General features: G+C 71.7%; 14 protein-coding genes and 1 pseudogene. 5 read left to right on the top strand and 10 right to left on the bottom strand.

Features of this window, described 5'->3' with window-relative positions:
* Positions 1-88 precede the first annotated feature (88 nt).
* A complete protein-coding gene (locus ABZ192_RS36920; RefSeq protein ID WP_356928833.1) occupies positions 89-874 on the top strand; it encodes a serine protease in 786 nt (261 codons plus the stop codon).
* Positions 875-932: 58 nt separating this feature from the next.
* On the opposite strand, the gene ABZ192_RS36925 is transcribed toward ABZ192_RS36920, so the two are convergent.
* Positions 933-1,505 (bottom strand): YdeI/OmpD-associated family protein, encoded by a 573-nt coding sequence (locus ABZ192_RS36925; protein WP_356928834.1) that lies wholly within the window; start codon positions 1,503-1,505, stop codon positions 933-935.
* A 39-nt stretch (positions 1,506-1,544) separates the two neighbouring features.
* Positions 1,545-2,093, bottom strand: a complete 549-nt coding sequence (locus ABZ192_RS36930; RefSeq protein ID WP_356928868.1) for a TetR/AcrR family transcriptional regulator — start codon at positions 2,091-2,093, stop codon at positions 1,545-1,547.
* 118 nt (positions 2,094-2,211) lie between these two features.
* Between ABZ192_RS36930 and ABZ192_RS36935 the strand changes: the two genes are divergently transcribed.
* Together ABZ192_RS36935 and ABZ192_RS36940 are read left to right on the top strand one after the other, a co-directional pair.
* Entirely contained in the window at positions 2,212-3,150 is a 939-nt protein-coding gene (locus ABZ192_RS36935; protein ID WP_356928869.1) for a DMT family transporter, read from the top strand.
* Positions 3,151-3,306: 156 nt separating this feature from the next.
* The gene (locus ABZ192_RS36940; protein ID WP_356928835.1) at positions 3,307-4,479 is read left to right on the top strand and encodes a Cmx/CmrA family chloramphenicol efflux MFS transporter; all 1,173 of its coding nucleotides are present in this window, start codon (positions 3,307-3,309) and stop codon (positions 4,477-4,479) included.
* Positions 4,480-4,758: 279 nt separating this feature from the next.
* Here ABZ192_RS36940 and ABZ192_RS36945 read toward each other — a convergent pair whose 3' ends face one another.
* From ABZ192_RS36945 to ABZ192_RS36955, 3 genes are all read right to left on the bottom strand, one after another.
* Entirely contained in the window at positions 4,759-6,111 is a 1,353-nt protein-coding gene (locus tag ABZ192_RS36945; RefSeq protein ID WP_356928836.1) for a hypothetical protein, read from the bottom strand.
* A gap of 109 nt (positions 6,112-6,220) precedes the next feature.
* Entirely contained in the window at positions 6,221-7,825 is a 1,605-nt protein-coding gene (gene cimA, locus ABZ192_RS36950) for a citramalate synthase (protein WP_356928837.1), read from the bottom strand.
* A 306-nt stretch (positions 7,826-8,131) separates the two neighbouring features.
* A complete protein-coding gene (locus ABZ192_RS36955; RefSeq protein WP_356928838.1) occupies positions 8,132-8,761 on the bottom strand; it encodes a hypothetical protein in 630 nt (209 codons plus the stop codon).
* Between the two features lie 375 nt (positions 8,762-9,136).
* On the opposite strand from ABZ192_RS36955, the pseudogene ABZ192_RS36960 reads away from it, so the two are divergent.
* Positions 9,137-9,295 (top strand): annotated as a pseudogene (locus ABZ192_RS36960) (cytosine permease); the annotation flags it as partial.
* A gap of 156 nt (positions 9,296-9,451) precedes the next feature.
* Here ABZ192_RS36960 and ABZ192_RS36965 read toward each other — a convergent pair.
* Together ABZ192_RS36965 and ABZ192_RS36970 are read right to left on the bottom strand one after the other, a co-directional pair.
* Complete coding sequence (locus tag ABZ192_RS36965) at positions 9,452-10,540, bottom strand: branched-chain amino acid aminotransferase (RefSeq protein ID WP_356928839.1); 1,089 nt, start codon at positions 10,538-10,540, stop codon at positions 9,452-9,454.
* Between the two features lie 242 nt (positions 10,541-10,782).
* A complete protein-coding gene (locus tag ABZ192_RS36970; RefSeq protein WP_037668111.1) occupies positions 10,783-11,826 on the bottom strand; it encodes a 3-isopropylmalate dehydrogenase in 1,044 nt (347 codons plus the stop codon).
* 165 nt (positions 11,827-11,991) lie between these two features.
* Between ABZ192_RS36970 and ABZ192_RS36975 the strand changes: the two genes are divergently transcribed.
* On the top strand, positions 11,992-13,560 hold the full coding sequence (locus ABZ192_RS36975) for a metallophosphoesterase family protein (protein ID WP_356928840.1): 1,569 nt from the start codon (positions 11,992-11,994) through the stop codon (positions 13,558-13,560).
* A 46-nt stretch (positions 13,561-13,606) separates the two neighbouring features.
* Here ABZ192_RS36975 and ABZ192_RS36980 read toward each other — a convergent pair whose 3' ends face one another.
* From ABZ192_RS36980 to pruA, 3 genes are all read right to left on the bottom strand, one after another.
* The gene (locus ABZ192_RS36980; RefSeq protein ID WP_010048656.1) at positions 13,607-13,738 is read right to left on the bottom strand and encodes a hypothetical protein; all 132 of its coding nucleotides are present in this window, start codon (positions 13,736-13,738) and stop codon (positions 13,607-13,609) included.
* A gap of 248 nt (positions 13,739-13,986) precedes the next feature.
* A complete protein-coding gene (locus ABZ192_RS36985; protein WP_356928841.1) occupies positions 13,987-14,529 on the bottom strand; it encodes a GNAT family N-acetyltransferase in 543 nt (180 codons plus the stop codon).
* Positions 14,530-14,602: 73 nt separating this feature from the next.
* The gene (pruA, locus tag ABZ192_RS36990) at positions 14,603-16,234 is read right to left on the bottom strand and encodes an L-glutamate gamma-semialdehyde dehydrogenase (RefSeq protein ID WP_356928842.1); all 1,632 of its coding nucleotides are present in this window, start codon (positions 16,232-16,234) and stop codon (positions 14,603-14,605) included.
* Positions 16,235-16,240: the final 6 nt, after the last annotated feature.

Below are 16,240 nucleotides of genomic sequence, written 5' to 3' on the forward strand. Positions count from 1 at the left end.
GTTCCCGCCTTCCGCTTTTGTCATGCGCTCGTCAATCTGATGCTTCCGGTTGCACCTCCCCAGGCAACCCCCCACGGAAGGCATCACGTTGAAGAGACTCCTCACGGCCCTCAAGAGATGCGCGGTCCTCGGGGCCGCCGCCCTCGCGATCGCCAGCCTTCAGCCCGTCACCGCCGCGCAGGCCGCCCCGTCGCCCGTCGTCGGCGGGACGCGGGCCGCGCAGGGCGAGTTCCCGTTCATGGTCCGGCTCTCCATGGGCTGCGGCGGCGCGCTGTACACCCAGCAGATCGTGCTCACGGCCGCGCACTGCGTGGGAGCGTCCGGCAACAACACGGGCATCACCGCCACCGCGGGGGTCGTCGACCTCCAGTCCACCAGCGGCCGGGTCCAGGTCCGCTCGACCAAGGTGCTGCGCGCCCCCGGCTACAACGGCACCGGCAAGGACTGGGCGCTGATCAAGCTCGCCCAGCCCATCAACCTGCCGACCCTGAAGATCGCCACCAGCGCGCAGTACAACACCGGTGACTTCACCGTCGCCGGCTGGGGCGCGAACCGGGAGGGCGGCTCCCAGCAGCGCTACCTGCTGAAGGCGACCGTGCCGTTCGTCGGCGACGCCGCCTGCAAGGCCTACGGCGGCCTCTACAGCGGCCTCGTCGCGAGCGAGGAGATCTGCGCCGGCTTCGACGCGGGTGGGGTCGACACCTGCCAGGGCGACTCCGGCGGCCCCATGTTCCGCAAGGACAACGCCGGCGCCTGGATCCAGGTCGGCATCGTCAGCTGGGGTGAGGGCTGCGCCCGGCCCGAGGCCCCCGGCGTCTACACGGAGGTCTCGACGTTCGCCTCCGCCATCGCCTCGGCGGCGTCGACGCTCTGACCCCGCCGCACACGGCTTGCGGGCCCGGCGCCGTACGGTGCCGGGCCCTGCCCGTGTCTCACCGGGACTTCCGGCCGGCCTCCAGCTTCGCGACGGCCGCCGCCACCTGCGCCGCCCGGCTCCGCGGAGTCCGGGCGCGGAGCACGCCGAGCATCGCCAGGTACCGGTCCGTCCGGCCCAGCGCCTCGAAGGCGGCCGCGGCCCGCGGGCTCGCCTCCAGTGCCGCCGCGAGGTCCTCCGGGACCTCGGCCTCCTGCTGAGAGGCGTACGCCGCCTCCCACCGTCCGTCCGCCCGCGCGGCCGCCACCTCCGCGAGACCGCCGGGCCGCATCCGCCCGGCGGCGGTCAGCTCCTCGACCCGGCGGACGTTGACCATGGACCAGAGGCTGCCGGGGCGCCGCGGGGTGATCCGCTGGAGGTAGTAGGACTCATCGAGGCCCTTGCGCTGCCCGGTGATCCAGCCGTGGCACAGTGCCACGTCGTTGACGTCGGCGGCGCTGACGGAGGGGATGCCCGAGCCCTTCTTGGCGACCTTGACCCAGAGGCCCGGATGCGGGGCGGGGTGTGCCGCCAGCCAGGAGTCCAGGTCGGCGGCGGTTGCGAAGGCGAGGGCGTCTCCGGAGGCGGTCATGTCACCACCGTAGAGACGCAGTAGGACAGATCCTGTCCGTTACGCCAGCAGCTCGCGGGCCTGTTCACGGGCGTGGGGGATGGCGTCCGGGAAGATGCCGAGGCCGTGCGCGACGAGCGCGCCCTCGTGCAGCAGCATCAGCGCCCGGGCCAGGGCGTCGGCCCTCCCCGGATCGATGTCCGAGGCCAGGCGGGTGAAGAGGGCGAGCATCCACTGCTTCTGCCCGGTGATGACCGGGTGGGCCGGGTGGGCGGGGTCGCTGATCTCCGCGTGCGCGTTGACCATGCTGCACCCCTTGGGGCTGTGCTCCGCCGCCCACGCGCGCGAGGCGTCGAAGACCGCCAGGACCTGCTCCCCGGGCTCGGGCGGGGCCGCGTCGAGGTGTCCGGCGAGGAAGGCCCGCCAGCGCTCGTCGCGGTCCGCGAGGTACTCCACGACGATCTGCTCCTTGGAGCCGAACCGGTCGTAGAGGGTCTTCTTCGTCACCCCGGCCTCGGCGGCGATGAGGTCGACGCCGACGGCGTGGATGCCGCGCTCGTAGAACAGTCGGGCGGCCGCCGCAAGGACCCGGCGGGCGGCGGGCGTCATCGTGATCCGGCGCGGATTCCCGGCAGTGGCGGCGGTGGTACTCATGGCACCCGAGTATACCGATCTGTATAGTTGGCGGGGAACGGGTATACCGATCTGTCTACTGGTTGTGATGTCGGTGAACGTCCTTCTCTCCGTAGCCTTCGTCCTCTGCTGGAGCTCCGGGTTCATCGGGGCCAAGCTCGGAGCGGGCAACGCGTCCGCGATCACGGTCCTGATGTGGCGGTTCCTGCCGCTGGCCGTCGTCCTCGTCCTGGTCGCCGCGCTCACGCGCACGGCCTGGCGGGGGCTCACCGCCCGGGACGTGACCCGGCAGGCCGTCATCGGCGTGCTGTCGCAGAGCGGCTATCTGCTCAGCGTCTACTACGCCATCCAGCTCGGCGTCTCCAGCGGCACGACGGCACTGATCGACGGTGTCCAGCCGCTCGTCGCCGGGGCGCTCGCTGGGCCGCTGCTGGGGCAGTACGTCTCGGGCCGGCAGTGGATCGGCCTGGGGCTGGGGCTGGGAGGCGTCGCAGTGGTCACCCTGGCGGACGCCGCGGCCGGGACCGGCGTGCCCTGGTGGGCGTACGCCGTCCCACTGCTCGGCATGCTGTCGTTGGTCGCGGCCACGTTCCTGGAGAGCCGGTCCCGCTCGCGGGTCGCTCCCTCGGTGTCGCTGACCGTCCACTGCGCCACCAGTGCCGTTCTCTTCTCCGTGCTGGCGCTGGCCACGGGGTCCGCCGTGCCACCCTCCGCGGGCGGGTTCTGGGTGGCCGTCGCCTGGCTCGTGGTGCTGTCCACGTTCGGCGGGTACGGGCTGTACTGGCTCATCCTGAAGCGCTCCGGGGTGACGAAGGTGAACACGCTGATGTTCCTCATGGCCCCGGTCACGGCCGTCTGGGGCGCGTTCGTGTTCGGTGAGCCGTTCGGCGTGCAGACCGCGCTCGGCCTGGCCGTCTGCCTCGCGGCCGTGGTCGTCGTCCACCGCGGTGGCGGCCGGCGGGACACGGCCGTGACCGCGGCCCGGGGAGAGCAGGAGGAAAACCGGTGGACCCGGGCGCCCGGCTCCGCCTAACGTCTGCGCCATGTCCAGCCCCGAGGCGTCCAGAGTGCGGCCACCGGCTCTCCGGTGGCTGTTCGTGATGCCGGGCCGCTGAGCCCGCTCGCTCCGCTGCCGGAAGCCGTCCGACCTGTCGTGTCCGACGTCGACTTCGGGTTGCGGAGTTTCTTCATGCCGTTCGCTCTTGTCTTGCTGGGCCTTGCCGTGTTCGCGCAAGGAACGTCCGAGTTCATGCTGTCCGGTCTCGTGCCGGACATCGCGCGGGATCTGGGGGTGTCCGTTCCCGCGGCGGGGGCGCTGACCTCCGCCTTCGCGGTGGGGATGGTCGTGGGGGCGCCGCTGGTGGCGGGCCTCGCGCGGCGCTGGCCGCGGCGGGGTGCGCTGCTGGCGTTCCTCGTGGTGTTCCTCGCCGTCCATGTCGCCGGGGCTCTCACCGGCAGTTTCGAGGTGCTGCTCGCCACGCGGGTCGTGGGGGCGCTCGCCAACGCCGGGTTCCTCGCCGTCGCCCTGGTGGCCGCCGTGGACATGGTCCCGGCGGACGCGAAGGGACGGGCCACGTCCATGCTGCTGGGCGGGGTGACGCTGGCGTGCGTGGCCGGGGTGCCCGCCGGGGCCGTGCTGGGCGGACTGTGGGGCTGGCGTGCGGCGTTCTGGGCCGTGGCGCTGGTGTCGCTGCCGGCGCTGGTGGCGGTGGCGAGGTCGGTGCCGGGCGGTTCGGCGGGGGGTGCGCCGCCCGCGCTGGGCGGTGAACTGCGGTCGCTGCGCAGCCCCCGGCTGGTCGTCACGCTGGCGCTGGGCGCCCTCGTCAACGGTGCGACGTTCTGCACCTTCACCTATCTCGCGCCGCTGGTCACCGAGGTGACGGGGCTGGGCAGGGCCTGGATTCCCGGTGTGCTCGCGCTGTTCGGGGCCGGGTCGTTCGCCGGAGTGACCGCCGCAGGGCGCTTCGCCGACCGGCAGCCCGTACCGGTCCTGGCCGGTGGGGCCGTCGCGGCGTGCCTGGGCTGGTGCCTCCTGGCGCTCGGAGCCGGACACCCAGCTCTGGCCCTCGGGCTCGTCTTCGCCCAGGGGGCACTGTCCTTCGGCGTCGGCTCCACACTGATCGCCCAGGTGCTCTACGCGGCACCGGACGCGCCCACCCTGGCCGGCGGTTTCGCCACGGCGGCGTTCAACGTGGGCGCGGCACTGGGCCCTTGGGCCGGCGGCCTGGCGATCGGCGCGGGGTTCGGGTACCGCTCGCCGGTGTGGGTCAGCGCGGCCCTGGTCGCGCTGGCGGGCGTGGTGGCCGGGGTCGCTTGGGGCCAGCGGGAGCGGATGCTGGGGCGGGAAGGGGTGGGGCGCTGAACTCCGGCTCGGGTGCTGGTGCTCGGCGCTGGTGGCTGTGCCCACCCGTCCGCCCCAGCGGAACGACTGCCCACAGCCGGGCAGGGCCGTGGGCTGAGCGCGGAGACAGGGCCGGGCCAGGCGACAGAGGTGGCAGGGCCTGGGCCGGGAAACGGACGGCCACTGATCCCGGGCTGGGCCGCCAGGGCCCTGAGCCGGGAAACGGACGGCCACTGATCCCGGGCTGGGCCGCCAGGGCCCTGGGCCGGGAAGCGGCCAGGCGCTGACGTCCGGCTCGGGTCAGAAGCCGCCCCCGAAGTCCCCTCCCCCACCGAAGTCGCCGCCGCCGAAGCCTCCGTCGCCGAAGCCGCCACCGAAGTCGCCGCTGTCGAAGTCCGCGCCGGAGACGTCGCCGCCCTCGTAGCCGCCGAAGTCGCCGTATCCGGAGCCGTAGTCGGCCCCGTAGGCGGGAGCGGCCATCATGCTGCCGAGCATGGTGCCGACGAGGAGGCCGGGCAGGAGGCCGCCGCCGAAGTAGCCGCCGGCCCAGGGGCCGTACGCGGGGCCGGCCTCCCAATAGGGGCGGCGGCCTAGTTCGGTGTCGACCTCGCGGATCACCGGGTCCCGGCCCTCGGCGAGCCGGGTCCGGTCGGCCGCGCAGACGGGGACGTCGCGGGTGGCGCCGCCCGGGGGTGTCCAGCTGGCGTCGGCGACCGAGGGGCCGTGGCGGGGGTCGAAGAAGCAGGGCGGGCGGCGCTCCGGCAGCGGGGCGCCCTCGCGGCGGGCCGCGAGTCGCGTCAGGGCGAACCGGCCGTCCTCCACGGCCTGGGTGACGGCCCGCACGTGCTCCGGTTTCGTCGCGGCGGCCATCAGGGACTTCGCCTGCTCGTAGGCGTCCAGGGCGTGCTCGTAGTCGGCGCGCATCGCGTCGTCGGCGGCGGGTTCGCCGGGGTGGAAGTCGAGGCGGTCGAGTTCCTCGCCGAAGGCGGTGATGTCCTCGTCGACCACCACGCGCAGCTTCTCCAGCGCGGCCCGCTGCTCCTCCTCGTGGCGGCGGCGGTTGCGGCGGACCAGCGCGTAGGCGCCCGCGCCACCGGCCGCGATCAGCGCGCCGACCGTGACCAGACCGCCGACCGGCACGTCGGTGCCCGAGCCGTCGCTCCAGCTGCTGGGCGCCGAGCCGCGCACGTTGCGCAGGGCGTCGTCGACGAAGTCGTTCAGCTGGGCCTTGGTGTCGCCCGCGCCCCGTACGGCCGTGACCAGGTTGGACACCGCCTGGCTGCTCATCACCGCGCTGTCCGCACGGGCGTCGAACTCGTCGCCGAGACGGATGCCGTACAGGCCGGTGACGCCGGTCTCGGTGCGGAGGTTGCGGAAGAGGTCCTGGGTGGGGACATCGGCCGGGAGGACCGCCACGAAGACGGGCTTGTCCGCGTCCTTGATCTTGTCGGCGAGCGCCTCGGCGTCCGACGCGGCGAGCTGGCCACGGGCGGCCGGATCTACGTAGACCGGGTTCTCGCGGAGTTCCGCGGCGACCTTCGAGAGGTCGGTGGCCGCCTGCGCACCGGGCGCACCGGCCATCAGCGCCGCCAGCACGGCGACGACCGGCACGATCAGCAGACGTACGAGGGTACGCACCGTTGCGGCCTTCATATGTTCGAAGCTACCCGAATCGGCACAGAATCGACACAGGCGGATGGAACGGATCGGCTGAGGCGACGGCGCGGAAGGCGCCGTCGCCACCCGTCCCCCAGGGGGCCGCTTACTCGGCCGGGCTCACTCCCGCCCGCAGCAGCCCGTACGTGTACGCGTCCTCCAGGGCCTGCCAGCTCGCGGCGATGACGTTGTCGGCCACGCCCACCGTCGCCCACTCGCCCGTGCCGTCGGACGTGGAGATCAGCACGCGGGTCGTCGAGTTGGTGCCGTGCTTGCCCTCCAGGATGCGGACCTTGTAGTCCACCAGTTCCAGCTTGGCGAGCTGCGGGTAGATCTTCTCCAGGCCCACGCGCAGAGCCCGGTCCAGCGCGTTGACCGGGCCGTTGCCCTCGGCCGTGGCGACGATGCGCTCGCCCTTGGACCACAGCTTGACCGTGGCCTCGTTGGCGTGGGAGCCGTCGGGCCGGTCCTCGACGATGGCACGCCAGGACTCGACCTCGAAGTAGCGCAGCGGCTTGCCCTGGACCTCGGTGCGCAGGAGGATCTCGAAGCTCGCGTCGGCCGCCTCGTACGTGTAGCCCCTGAGTTCGCGTTCCTTCACGCGCTCGACGACCCGGCCGACCAGCTCTCGGTCGTCGCCGAGGTCGATGCCGAGTTCCTTGCCCTTGAGCTCGATGGAGGCCCGGCCGGCCATGTCGGAGACCAGCATCCGCATGGTGTTGCCGACCTGCTCGGGGTCGATGTGCTGGTACAGGTCCGGGTCGACCTTGATGGCCGAGGCGTGCAGGCCGGCCTTGTGCGCGAAGGCCGAGAGGCCGACGTAGGGCTGGTGCGTGGAGGGCGTGAGGTTGACGACCTCGGCGATCGCGTGCGAGATGCGCGTCATCTCGCGCAGCCGGCCCTCGGGCAGGACCTGCTTGCCGTACTTCAGCTCCAGGGCCGCCACGACCGGGAAGAGGTTGGCGTTGCCGACGCGTTCGCCGTAGCCGTTGGCCGTGCACTGGACGTGCGTCGCGCCCGCGTCGACGGCGGCCAGCGTGTTCGCCACCGCGCAGCCCGTGTCGTCCTGGGCGTGGATGCCGAGCCGGGCGCCGGTGTCGGCCAGGACGGTGCCGACGACCGCCTGGATCTGCGCCGGGAGCATGCCGCCGTTGGTGTCGCACAGGACCACCACGTCCGCACCGGCCTCCGAGGCGGTACGGACGACCGACTTCGCGTACTCGGGGTTCGCGCGGTAGCCGTCGAAGAAGTGCTCGCAGTCGACGAAGACCCGGCGGCCCTGCTCCTTCAGGAACGACACGGTGTCGCGCACCATCTCCAGGTTCTCGTCCAGGGTGGTGCGCAGGGCGAGCTCGACGTGCCGGTCGTGGGACTTGGCGACCAGCGTGATCACCTCGGCGCCCGATTCCAGCAGCGCCTTGACCTGCGGGTCCTCAGCCGCCTTCGCTCCCGCGCGGCGGGTCGCCCCGAACGCGACCAGCTGCGCGTGCCGGAAGTCGATCTCCTGCCGGGCGCGGGCGAAGAACTCGGTGTCCCGGGGATTGGCGCCCGGCCAGCCGCCCTCGATGAAGCCGACGCCGAAGTCGTCCAGGTGCCGCGCGATGGCCAGCTTGTCGGCGACGGTGAGGTTGATGCCCTCCCGCTGGGCGCCGTCGCGCAGGGTGGTGTCGAAGACGTGGAAGGAATCGTCGAGCTCGCTGGGTGCGGTCATGGTGTCAAGGCTCCTGAGGATGGGATCTCGGTCATACCGGAATGACCGGCTCCACCGCCCTCACATACTCCCTCGCGCTCTCGCCTCCGGCTGCGGGTGGGCCAGAAATGCGAAAAACCTCTCGCGGGTGCGAGAGGTCTGCGCGCGGGTCGAGGACGACGGTGTCCGCCCGTACCTGGTCGTACGTGGCGGTCACTGCGGACCGGCGCGCCTGCTGCCAATAATCATGGCGAACGAGAGCACGGGGGCAGTCTGGCACAACCCCCGTGCCCGGCTCATGGTTGTCTCAGGATGCGGTCGGTCACTTCAGGTGACGGACGTAGGCGTGCGAGGTGTCGTACGTGTCACCCGGGACGAGGTCGGGTGAGGTGCTGCTGAAGGCGACCGTGCGGCCGTGCCGGTCGACGACCGGGGCGGACACGCTCTGGTCGTTCGGCCCTCGGCGTCCGGGCTGGCGAGGACCGTGCGCCCGGTGCGCAGGTCGCGCACGTACGCGCGAGTGGTGTGGCTGGTGTCGCCCGGGTCGGCCGAGACGAAGGCCAGATACCGGTTGTCGGCGCTGAGCTGCGGATACGCGGTGAACGCGGTCGGGTCGGCGGCGTCGATCCGGCGCAGCCCGCCCGTGTTCAGGTCACGGACGAAGACGTTGTGGCCCTGGTTGGTCTCACCTGAGGTCAGCTGCGAGTCGAGGGAGTTGAAGACCGCGTACCGGCCGTCGGCGCTGATCCGCGGGGACTCGGTCTGCCTGTCGGACTGCACACCGTCCGGCGCCCGGTCGGCGTGGAACAGCTCGCCGCTCGGCACGTCACGGACGCAGGCGTCGCTCCAGTCGCCCGGGGCCGGGTGCGGGACGAAGAACTGGTAGGCGACGCGCTTGCCGTCGGCGCTGAGGGAGGGGCGGGTGGCGGCGGTCTTGCGGTCGCCGGCGGCGGGCACCTGGCTGACGCGGACGGCCTCGCCGCTGGTGCGGTCGACCCGGTAGACGCGTCCCCAGCGGTCCTCGCCCTCCCCTGGTGCGGACTGCCGGGCGATGAAGGCGACGTAGCGGCCGTCGGCGCTGAGGGCGGGCTGCCGGCCGGAGTCGTAGCCCGACCCTGTCCTCGATGCGCTGGAGTGCGCCGGTCTTCAGGTCCTTGACCCAGATGTGGCTGCGGCCGTCGCCGGTGCCGGTGGCGCCGAACGCCAGGTAGCGGCCGTTGCCGCTGAGGGCGACGTCGTCGACGGGGCCGATGTCCGCCGCGGTGCTGGCCAGCCGGGTCGTGCCGGTCCTCAGGTCGCGCACGAAGGCGTCGGCGGCGCCGTCGGTGTCACCGGTGACGAGGCGGGCACCGCGCCGGCTGGAACCTCTCCGCGACCGTGTCCTGGGCGGCCGGCGCGCTGGTCGGCGTCCTTGCGGTGTCCCTGCCGTCGTACGAGGGCCCGCTGCTGGCACTGACCGGCGGGGTGGACTGCAGCTTCCTGCTGTCGGGAACTGGTGGGCGGGGTGGCGTATGCGCTGTCGGCCCCGGGGTCCGTGGAAACGGGACCCGGGGCGATGAGGCGACCAGCGCTTCCAGTCCGACCGCTTCGGGTGGCGGTTGGGCATAGGCCGGGAGTCCGGGCGGAGCCCCCGGGTGGGCAGCGGGCTCAGCCCAGCTGGTGCATCCAGCCGTGCTTGTCCTCCGCCGTACCCCGCTGGATGTCGAGCAGCGCCTGGCGGAGCCGGAGCGTGACCTCGCCCGGCTCTCCCCCGCTCTGCTTCCACTCGGCCCCGGCCCGCTTCACCGTCCCGACCGGCGTGATCACCGCGGCCGTACCGCAGGCGAACACCTCCGTGAGCGACCCGTTCTCCGAGTCCCGCTGCCACTGGTCGACCGAGACCCGGCCCTCCTCGGCCTCGTACCCGAGGTCACGGGCGACGGCGAGCAGGGAGTCCCGGGTGACGCCCTCCAGGATGGAGCCCGTGAGGGACGGCGTGACGATCTTGTCGCCGTACACGAAGTACAGGTTCATGCCGCCGAGCTCCTCGACCCACTTGTGCTCGACCGCGTCGAGGTAGCAGACCTGGTCACAGCCCTTGGTCGCGGCCTCCGCCTGCGCGAGCAGGGACGCCGCGTAGTTGCCGCCGGTCTTGGCGTCGCCCATGCCTCCGGGCACAGCGCGGACGCGGTCCTCGGAGACCCAGATGGACACCGGCTTGACGCCGCCCGGGAAGTACGCGCCGGCCGGGGAGGCGATGACCAGGAACAGGTACTCGTTGGCCGGCTTCACGCCCAGCCCGACCTCGGTCGCGATCATGAACGGACGCAGGTAGAGGGACTCCTCACCACCGTGCGCCGGCACCCACGCCTTGTCCTGCTTCACCAGCGCGTCGCACGCCTCGATGAACGTCTCGACCGGCAGCTCGGGCATCGCCAGCCGGCGCGCGGAGCTCTGGAAGCGCTCGGCGTTCTTCTCCGGCCGGAACGTGGCGACCGAGCCGTCGGGGCGGCGGTAGGCCTTCAGCCCCTCGAAGATCTCCTGCGCGTAGTGCAGGACCGTGGTGGCGGGGTCGAGGGAGATCGGCGCGTACGGCACGAGCTGGCCGTCGTGCCAGCCGCGGCCCTCCGTCCACTTGATCGTCACCATGTGGTCGGTGAAGTGGCGGCCGAACCCGGGGTTGGCCAGGATCGCCTCCCGTTCTGCGGCGGAGAGCGGGTTGGCGGACGGCTTGAGCTCGATCGTGGGCGTCGTCATGGGTTGAAGTCCTTCACCGGTTGTAGTGACGGGCCGCGCTCGGTACAGCTCTGATGGTGACCAGTGCTAGGACGTCCGAGCATTCCCTCGTTCCGCGGCCTCGCGTTCGATTATCGCCCGGGGGCGACGGAGGACGGAACGGGGTGAATGCGGCCCGGTGGTCGATGGTGGCACCCGGCGGGAACATGCGGAAGCCGCCGGGTGCGGATGCGACCCGGCGGCTTGGGTTAAGCAGCGGCGGGTCAGCCGGCTACTCGTACGGCGAGCGCGTCGCCGATCTCCGAGGTGGAGCGGGCGGGCTTGCCGGTGCGCTCCGACAGGTCGGCGGAGACCGCCTCGTCGATCCGGGCGGCCTCGGCCTCGTAGCCGAGGTGGCGCAGGAGCAGGGCGACGGACAGCACGGTGGCGGTCGGGTCGGCCTTGCCCTGGCCGGCGATGTCCGGGGCCGAGCCGTGCACGGGCTCGAACATCGAGGGGAACTCTCCGGACGGGTTGATGTTGCCGGAGGCCGCCACGCCGATGCCGCCGGAGACGGCAGCGGCGAGGTCGGTGATGATGTCGCCGAAGAGGTTGTCGGTGACGATCACGTCGAAGCGCTCGGGCTGGGTGACCAGGTAGATCGTGGCCGCGTCGACGTGCATGTACTCGGTGGTGACCTCGGGGAACTCCTCGGCCACCTTGTTGAAGATGTTGGTCCACAGGTGACCCGCGAAGGTCAGCACGTTGTTCTTGTGGATCAGCGCCAGCTTCTTGCGCGGGCGGGCCTGGGCACGCGCGAAGGCGTCGCGGACCACGCGCTCGACACCGAAGGCCGTGTTCACGGACACCTCGGTGGCGACCTCGTGCTCGGTGCCCTTGCGGATCGTGCCGCCGTTGCCGGTGTACGGGCCCTCGGTGCCCTCGCGGACCACGACGAAGTCGATCTGCGGCTCGCCGGCCAGCGGGGTGGCGACACCCGGCAGCAGCTTCGACGGGCGCAGGTTGACGTGGTGGTCGAAGGCGAAGCGGAGCTTCAGCAGGAAGCCGCGCTCCAGCACGCCGGACGGCACGCTCGGGTCGCCGATCGCGCCGAGCAGGATGGCGTCGTGCTTCTTCAGGGCGTCGAGGTCGGCGTCGGTGAGGGTCTCACCGGTGGCGTGGTAACGCTTGGCGCCGAAGTCGTAGTCCTTCGTCTCCAGCTTCACATCCTGCGGAAGGACGGCGGAGAGGACCTTCAGGCCTTCGGCCACGACTTCCTGGCCGATGCCGTCACCGGGAATCACTGCGAGATTGATGCTGCGAGACATGCGGGCACCCTACTCCTCGTCCCATGTGATGACACGGGGTGTCCGTGATGCGGACAGCGCGGGGCGGGCGACACGGCACCCGCACGGCGGAGCGCACTCGGCCGACGGCTTCCGTTCACCCGTATGTGAGGCGGATGTTGGCGTTCGCTGGGAAATTGACCCGCCATGGAGATCCCCCACTTCGGCATCCCGCCCGAACTCGCCCGCCGAATGAGCATGGCGGAACAGCACGAGTACCTGCGCACGCGGCTGTCGCGGCGCCGCACGCTGGTGACGGCGGGCGCGGTCGCGGGCGGCCTGCTGACCGGCTGTTCCGGCTCCGGGCCGGCGGGCGGTACGGCGACCCGGAGCCCGTCGCCGAGCACGTCGAAGGCGCCCGGCTCCCACATCACACCCTTCGGCCGCCACCTCGCCTTCGGCGCCGACCCGAAGACGCAGATGCGGATCTCCTGGCAGGTGCCGCTGGCGGTGCGGGGGCCGTACGTCCGCGTGGGCCTGCGCCCCGACGACCTCGGCCGCAAGATCGAGGCGGAGCTGCGTGACCTGCACACCCCGGAGCTGAAGGGCGTACGGCCGGCGGTCGAGCAGTACTACCTGCACGCGGCCCTGGACGGTCTGCGCCCGGACACGACGTACTACTACGGCGTCGGCCACGAGGGCTTCGACCCGGCGTCCCCGCGGCACCGGCCGACCATCACCTCGTTCCGCACGGCACCCGCGAAGCCGCCCGAGCGGTTCGTGTTCACCGCGTTCGGCGACCAGGGCGTCGGCGAGGAGGCGGCCCTCAACGACCGTCTGCTGCTGCGCCGGAGCCCGGCGTTCCATCTCCACGCCGGCGACATCTGCTACGCCGACCCGACCGGCAAGGGCAAGGAGTCGGACGTCTTCGACGCGAGCCAGTGGGACCGGTTCCTGAAGCAGACCGAGCCGGTGGCCAGGTCGGTGCCGTGGATGGTGACGACCGGCAACCACGACATGGAGGCCTGGTACTCGCCGGACGGCTACGGCGGCCAACTCGCCCGCTTCTCCCTGCCGGACAGCGGCTTCGACGCGCGCACGGCGCCGGGGGTGTACGCCTTCACGTACGGCAACGTCGGCGTGGTCGCGCTGGACGCGAACGACGTGTCGTACGAGATCCCGGCCAACTTGGGCTACACGGAGGGGCGGCAGACGAAGTGGCTGGACAGCAAGCTCGGCGAGTTGAGGTCCTCGAAGGATGTGGACTTCATCGTCGTCTTCTTCCACCACTGCGCGTACTCGACGTCCACGCACGCCTCCGACGGCGGAGTGCGCGCCGAGTGGCTGCCGTTGTTCGCCGAGCACCAGGTGGACCTGGTGATCAACGGGCACAACCACGTCTACGAGCGGACCGACGCCGTGAAGAACGGCGAGGTGGGCAGGCCGGTGCCGGTCGGCGGGACGACGGATCCCAGGCGGGACGGGATCGTGTACGTCACCGCGGGCGGCGGCGGCAAGGAGCTGTACGGCTTCCCGGACGGCGTGAAGGAGAGCTACGAAGGGAACACCGCCGACCACGAGCCGGTCGGCACGTTCCGGTGGACGAAGTCCCGGGACACCAAGGCGGAGTCGGTGCAGTGGTCGCGGGTGCGCTACCGCGGGTTCTCGTTCCTCTCGGTGGAGGCCGTGAGCGGCGCCGCGACGACGCTGAAGGTGTCGGCGCTGGCGTCGAGCGGTGAGCGGATCGACCATTTCGAGGTGCGGCGCGGGGCGTGAGGCCCCGCACCGCGCCTCGTCGGGCGGCTCCCGGTCCTTGTGCGGCTCAGTGGCCGGTGGATCCGCCGTTGTCCCTGCGGTCGAGGGCGCGCTGGAGCGCTGCGGCGGCGTTCTTGCGGTCGGACTCGCTCGTACGGGAAACGTGACGGACTCGGCGGCGGACGGTCGTCTCGGCCATGGGAAATCGACTCCTTCGACAGCACGGAGTGCAAAGGGAGGGTTACGAGACGCCGGATGGGGCGGGGAGCGGTGCCGCAGGGGTTGCCTGCACGGGGCCCGGCTCACGACCGCCATTCGCTTGGTCGAGCGAGACGTTCGGCTCCTACAAAACTAAGGGAGTCCGGAGCGTCTGTCTCCACAATTACTCGGACTTCCTACTATCTGAGACAGTGGACCCGGTCACACCGTGCTGACCTGCGGTGATCTCTAGAGCACATCTCCGTCGCGCCAGTCGAAGAGCAGCTCGTGCGCGGGGTCGAGCGGGCCGACGAGGGCGGGACGGACGTAGGTGCTGTCCTCTTCCTCCGGCAGGCGGACGACGCCGTGCAGCGGGCTGAGGGCGTGCACCTGGCCACGCCACAGCCGCCAGCCGCGCGAGGTGTAGAGCCGGGCGCCGTCGTCGCCGGCGGAGAGGGCGCCGAAGTCGTAGGCACGGTCGACGATGCGTTCCAGCTCCGCCATGACCTGCCCGCCGAGTCCGGTGCGGCGGGCGTCGGCGCGTACGGCGACGTTCTCGACGTACCCGGCGCGCAGCCACCGGCCGCGGTGCCGCACCCGGCGCATCACGACCGCCCCGTGCGCGGCGAGCCCGGAGCCGTCGTGCACGAGCGCGTGCATGCCTCCGAGGCCGTGGTCCCAGTCCTCGTCGCCGAAGTCGCCGTCGAAGGCGGCGTCCAGCAGGGCCCGTACGGCGCCGAGTTCGGCGGGGGTGAGGTCGGCGGTGTGGGCCGTGCGCGCGCGGGGGGTCATCGTCCCAGTCTTCCGCGCGGACATGCCGACGGGCCAGGTCATTTCGTGACCCGGCCCGTCGGTGCCGCGGGACTCAGCCCATGTGCGGGTAGGTGTAGTCGGTCGGCGGGACCAGCGTCTCCTTGATGGCGCGGGTCAGGGTCCAGCGCATCAGGTTCTGCGGGGCGCCGGCCTTGTCGTTGGTGCCGGAGGCACGGCCGCCGCCGAAGGGCTGCTGGCCGACCACGGCGCCGGTCGACTTGTCGTTGATGTAGAAGTTGCCGGCCGCGTAGCGGAGCTTGTCCGCCGTGTAGGCCGCCGCCGCGCGGTCGTTGGCGATCACCGAGCCGGTCAGGGCGTAGTCGGAGACGGACTCCATCTGCGTCAGCATCTCGTCGTACTTGTCGTCCTCGTAGACGTGCACGGCGATGACCGGGCCGAAGTACTCGGTGCGGAAGACCTCGTTCTCCGGGTCGCTGCACTCGATGACCGTCGGGCGGACGAAGTACCCCTCGGAGTCGTCGTAGGTGCCGCCCGCGACGATCGTGCAGGAGGGGTCCTCCTCGGCGCGGTCGATGGCGGCCTTGTTCTTGGCGAAGGCACGCTCGTCGATGACGGCGCCGATGAAGTTCGACAGGTCGGTGACGTCACCCATCTTGATGCCGTCGACCTCGGCGGCCCACTCCTCCTTGAAGCCGGAGTTCCAGATCGAGGCGGGGATGTACGCCCGGGAGGTGGCGCTGCACTTCTGGCCCTGGTACTCGAAGGCACCGCGGGTGAGCGCCGTCTTCAGGATGGCCGGGTCGGCGGACGGGTGGGCGACGAGGAAGTCCTTGCCGCCGGTCTCGCCGACCAGACGCGGGTAGGTGCGGTACTTCTCGATGTTGTTGCCTACCGTCTTCCACAGGTACTGGAAGGTCTTGGTCGAGCCGGTGAAGTGGATGCCGGCGAGGTCGCGGTGCTCCAAGGCGACCTTGGAGACCTCGATGCCGTCACCGGTGACGAGGTTGATGACGCCCTTGGGCAGGCCGGCCTCCTCCAGCAGCTGCATGAGCAGCACGGCGGCGTGGGTCTGCGTCGGGGACGGCTTCCAGACGACGACGTTGCCCATCAGGGCCGGGGCCGTCGGCAGGTTGCCCGCGATCGCCGTGAAGTTGAAGGGCGTGATCGCGTAGACGAAGCCTTCCAGCGGGCGGTGGTCCAGACGGTTCCACACGCCCGGGGAGTTGGCCGGCGGCTGCTCGGCCAGGAGCTTGCGGGCGTAGGAGACGTTGAACCGCCAGAAGTCGATCAGCTCGCAAGGCGTGTCGATCTCGGCCTGCTGGGCGGTCTTGGACTGGCCGAGCATGGTGGAGGCGGCGAGCGTCTCGCGCCAGGGGCCGGACAGCAGCTCGGCGGCGCGCAGGATGATCGCCGCACGGTCGTCGAAGGACATCGCGCGCCAGGCGGGGGCGGCGGCCAGGGCCGCGTCGATGGCGTCCTGGGCGTCCGCTTGCGTGGCGTTGCGGTACGTGCCGAGCACGGCCCGGTGGTTGTGCGGCTGGACGACCTCGAAGGCCTCGCCGCCGCCCATCCGCTTCTCACCGCCGATGGTGCAGGGCAGGTCGACGGGGTTGTCGGCCAGCTCCTTGAGCCTGGCCTCCAGCCGGGCACGCTCGGGCGAGCCGGGGGCATAGCCGTGCACCGGCTCGTTGACGGGGGTGGGGACCTGGGTCACAGCGTCCATGTTTTC

The sequence above is a fragment of the Streptomyces sp. NPDC006235 genome (assembly GCF_040613735.1).
Classification (GTDB): Bacteria; Actinomycetota; Actinomycetes; order Streptomycetales; family Streptomycetaceae; genus Streptomyces.

Coding starts and splice junctions, on each gene's coding strand:
- pruA (WP_356928842.1), bottom strand. CDS start 16,234: ATGGACGCTGTGACCCAGGTCCCCACCCCCGTCAACGAGCCGGTGCAC.
- ABZ192_RS36925 (WP_356928834.1), bottom strand. CDS start 1,505: ATGACCGCCTCCGGAGACGCCCTCGCCTTCGCAACCGCCGCCGACCTG.
- ABZ192_RS36975 (WP_356928840.1), top strand. CDS start 11,992: ATGGAGATCCCCCACTTCGGCATCCCGCCCGAACTCGCCCGCCGAATG.
- ABZ192_RS36930 (WP_356928868.1), bottom strand. CDS start 2,093: ATGACGCCCGCCGCCCGCCGGGTCCTTGCGGCGGCCGCCCGACTGTTC.
- ABZ192_RS36940 (WP_356928835.1), top strand. CDS start 3,307: ATGCCGTTCGCTCTTGTCTTGCTGGGCCTTGCCGTGTTCGCGCAAGGA.
- cimA (WP_356928837.1), bottom strand. CDS start 7,825: ATGACCGCACCCAGCGAGCTCGACGATTCCTTCCACGTCTTCGACACC.
- ABZ192_RS36970 (WP_037668111.1), bottom strand. CDS start 11,826: ATGTCTCGCAGCATCAATCTCGCAGTGATTCCCGGTGACGGCATCGGC.
- ABZ192_RS36945 (WP_356928836.1), bottom strand. CDS start 6,111: ATGAAGGCCGCAACGGTGCGTACCCTCGTACGTCTGCTGATCGTGCCG.
- ABZ192_RS36965 (WP_356928839.1), bottom strand. CDS start 10,540: ATGACGACGCCCACGATCGAGCTCAAGCCGTCCGCCAACCCGCTCTCC.
- ABZ192_RS36985 (WP_356928841.1), bottom strand. CDS start 14,529: ATGACCCCCCGCGCGCGCACGGCCCACACCGCCGACCTCACCCCCGCC.
- ABZ192_RS36980 (WP_010048656.1), bottom strand. CDS start 13,738: ATGGCCGAGACGACCGTCCGCCGCCGAGTCCGTCACGTTTCCCGTACG.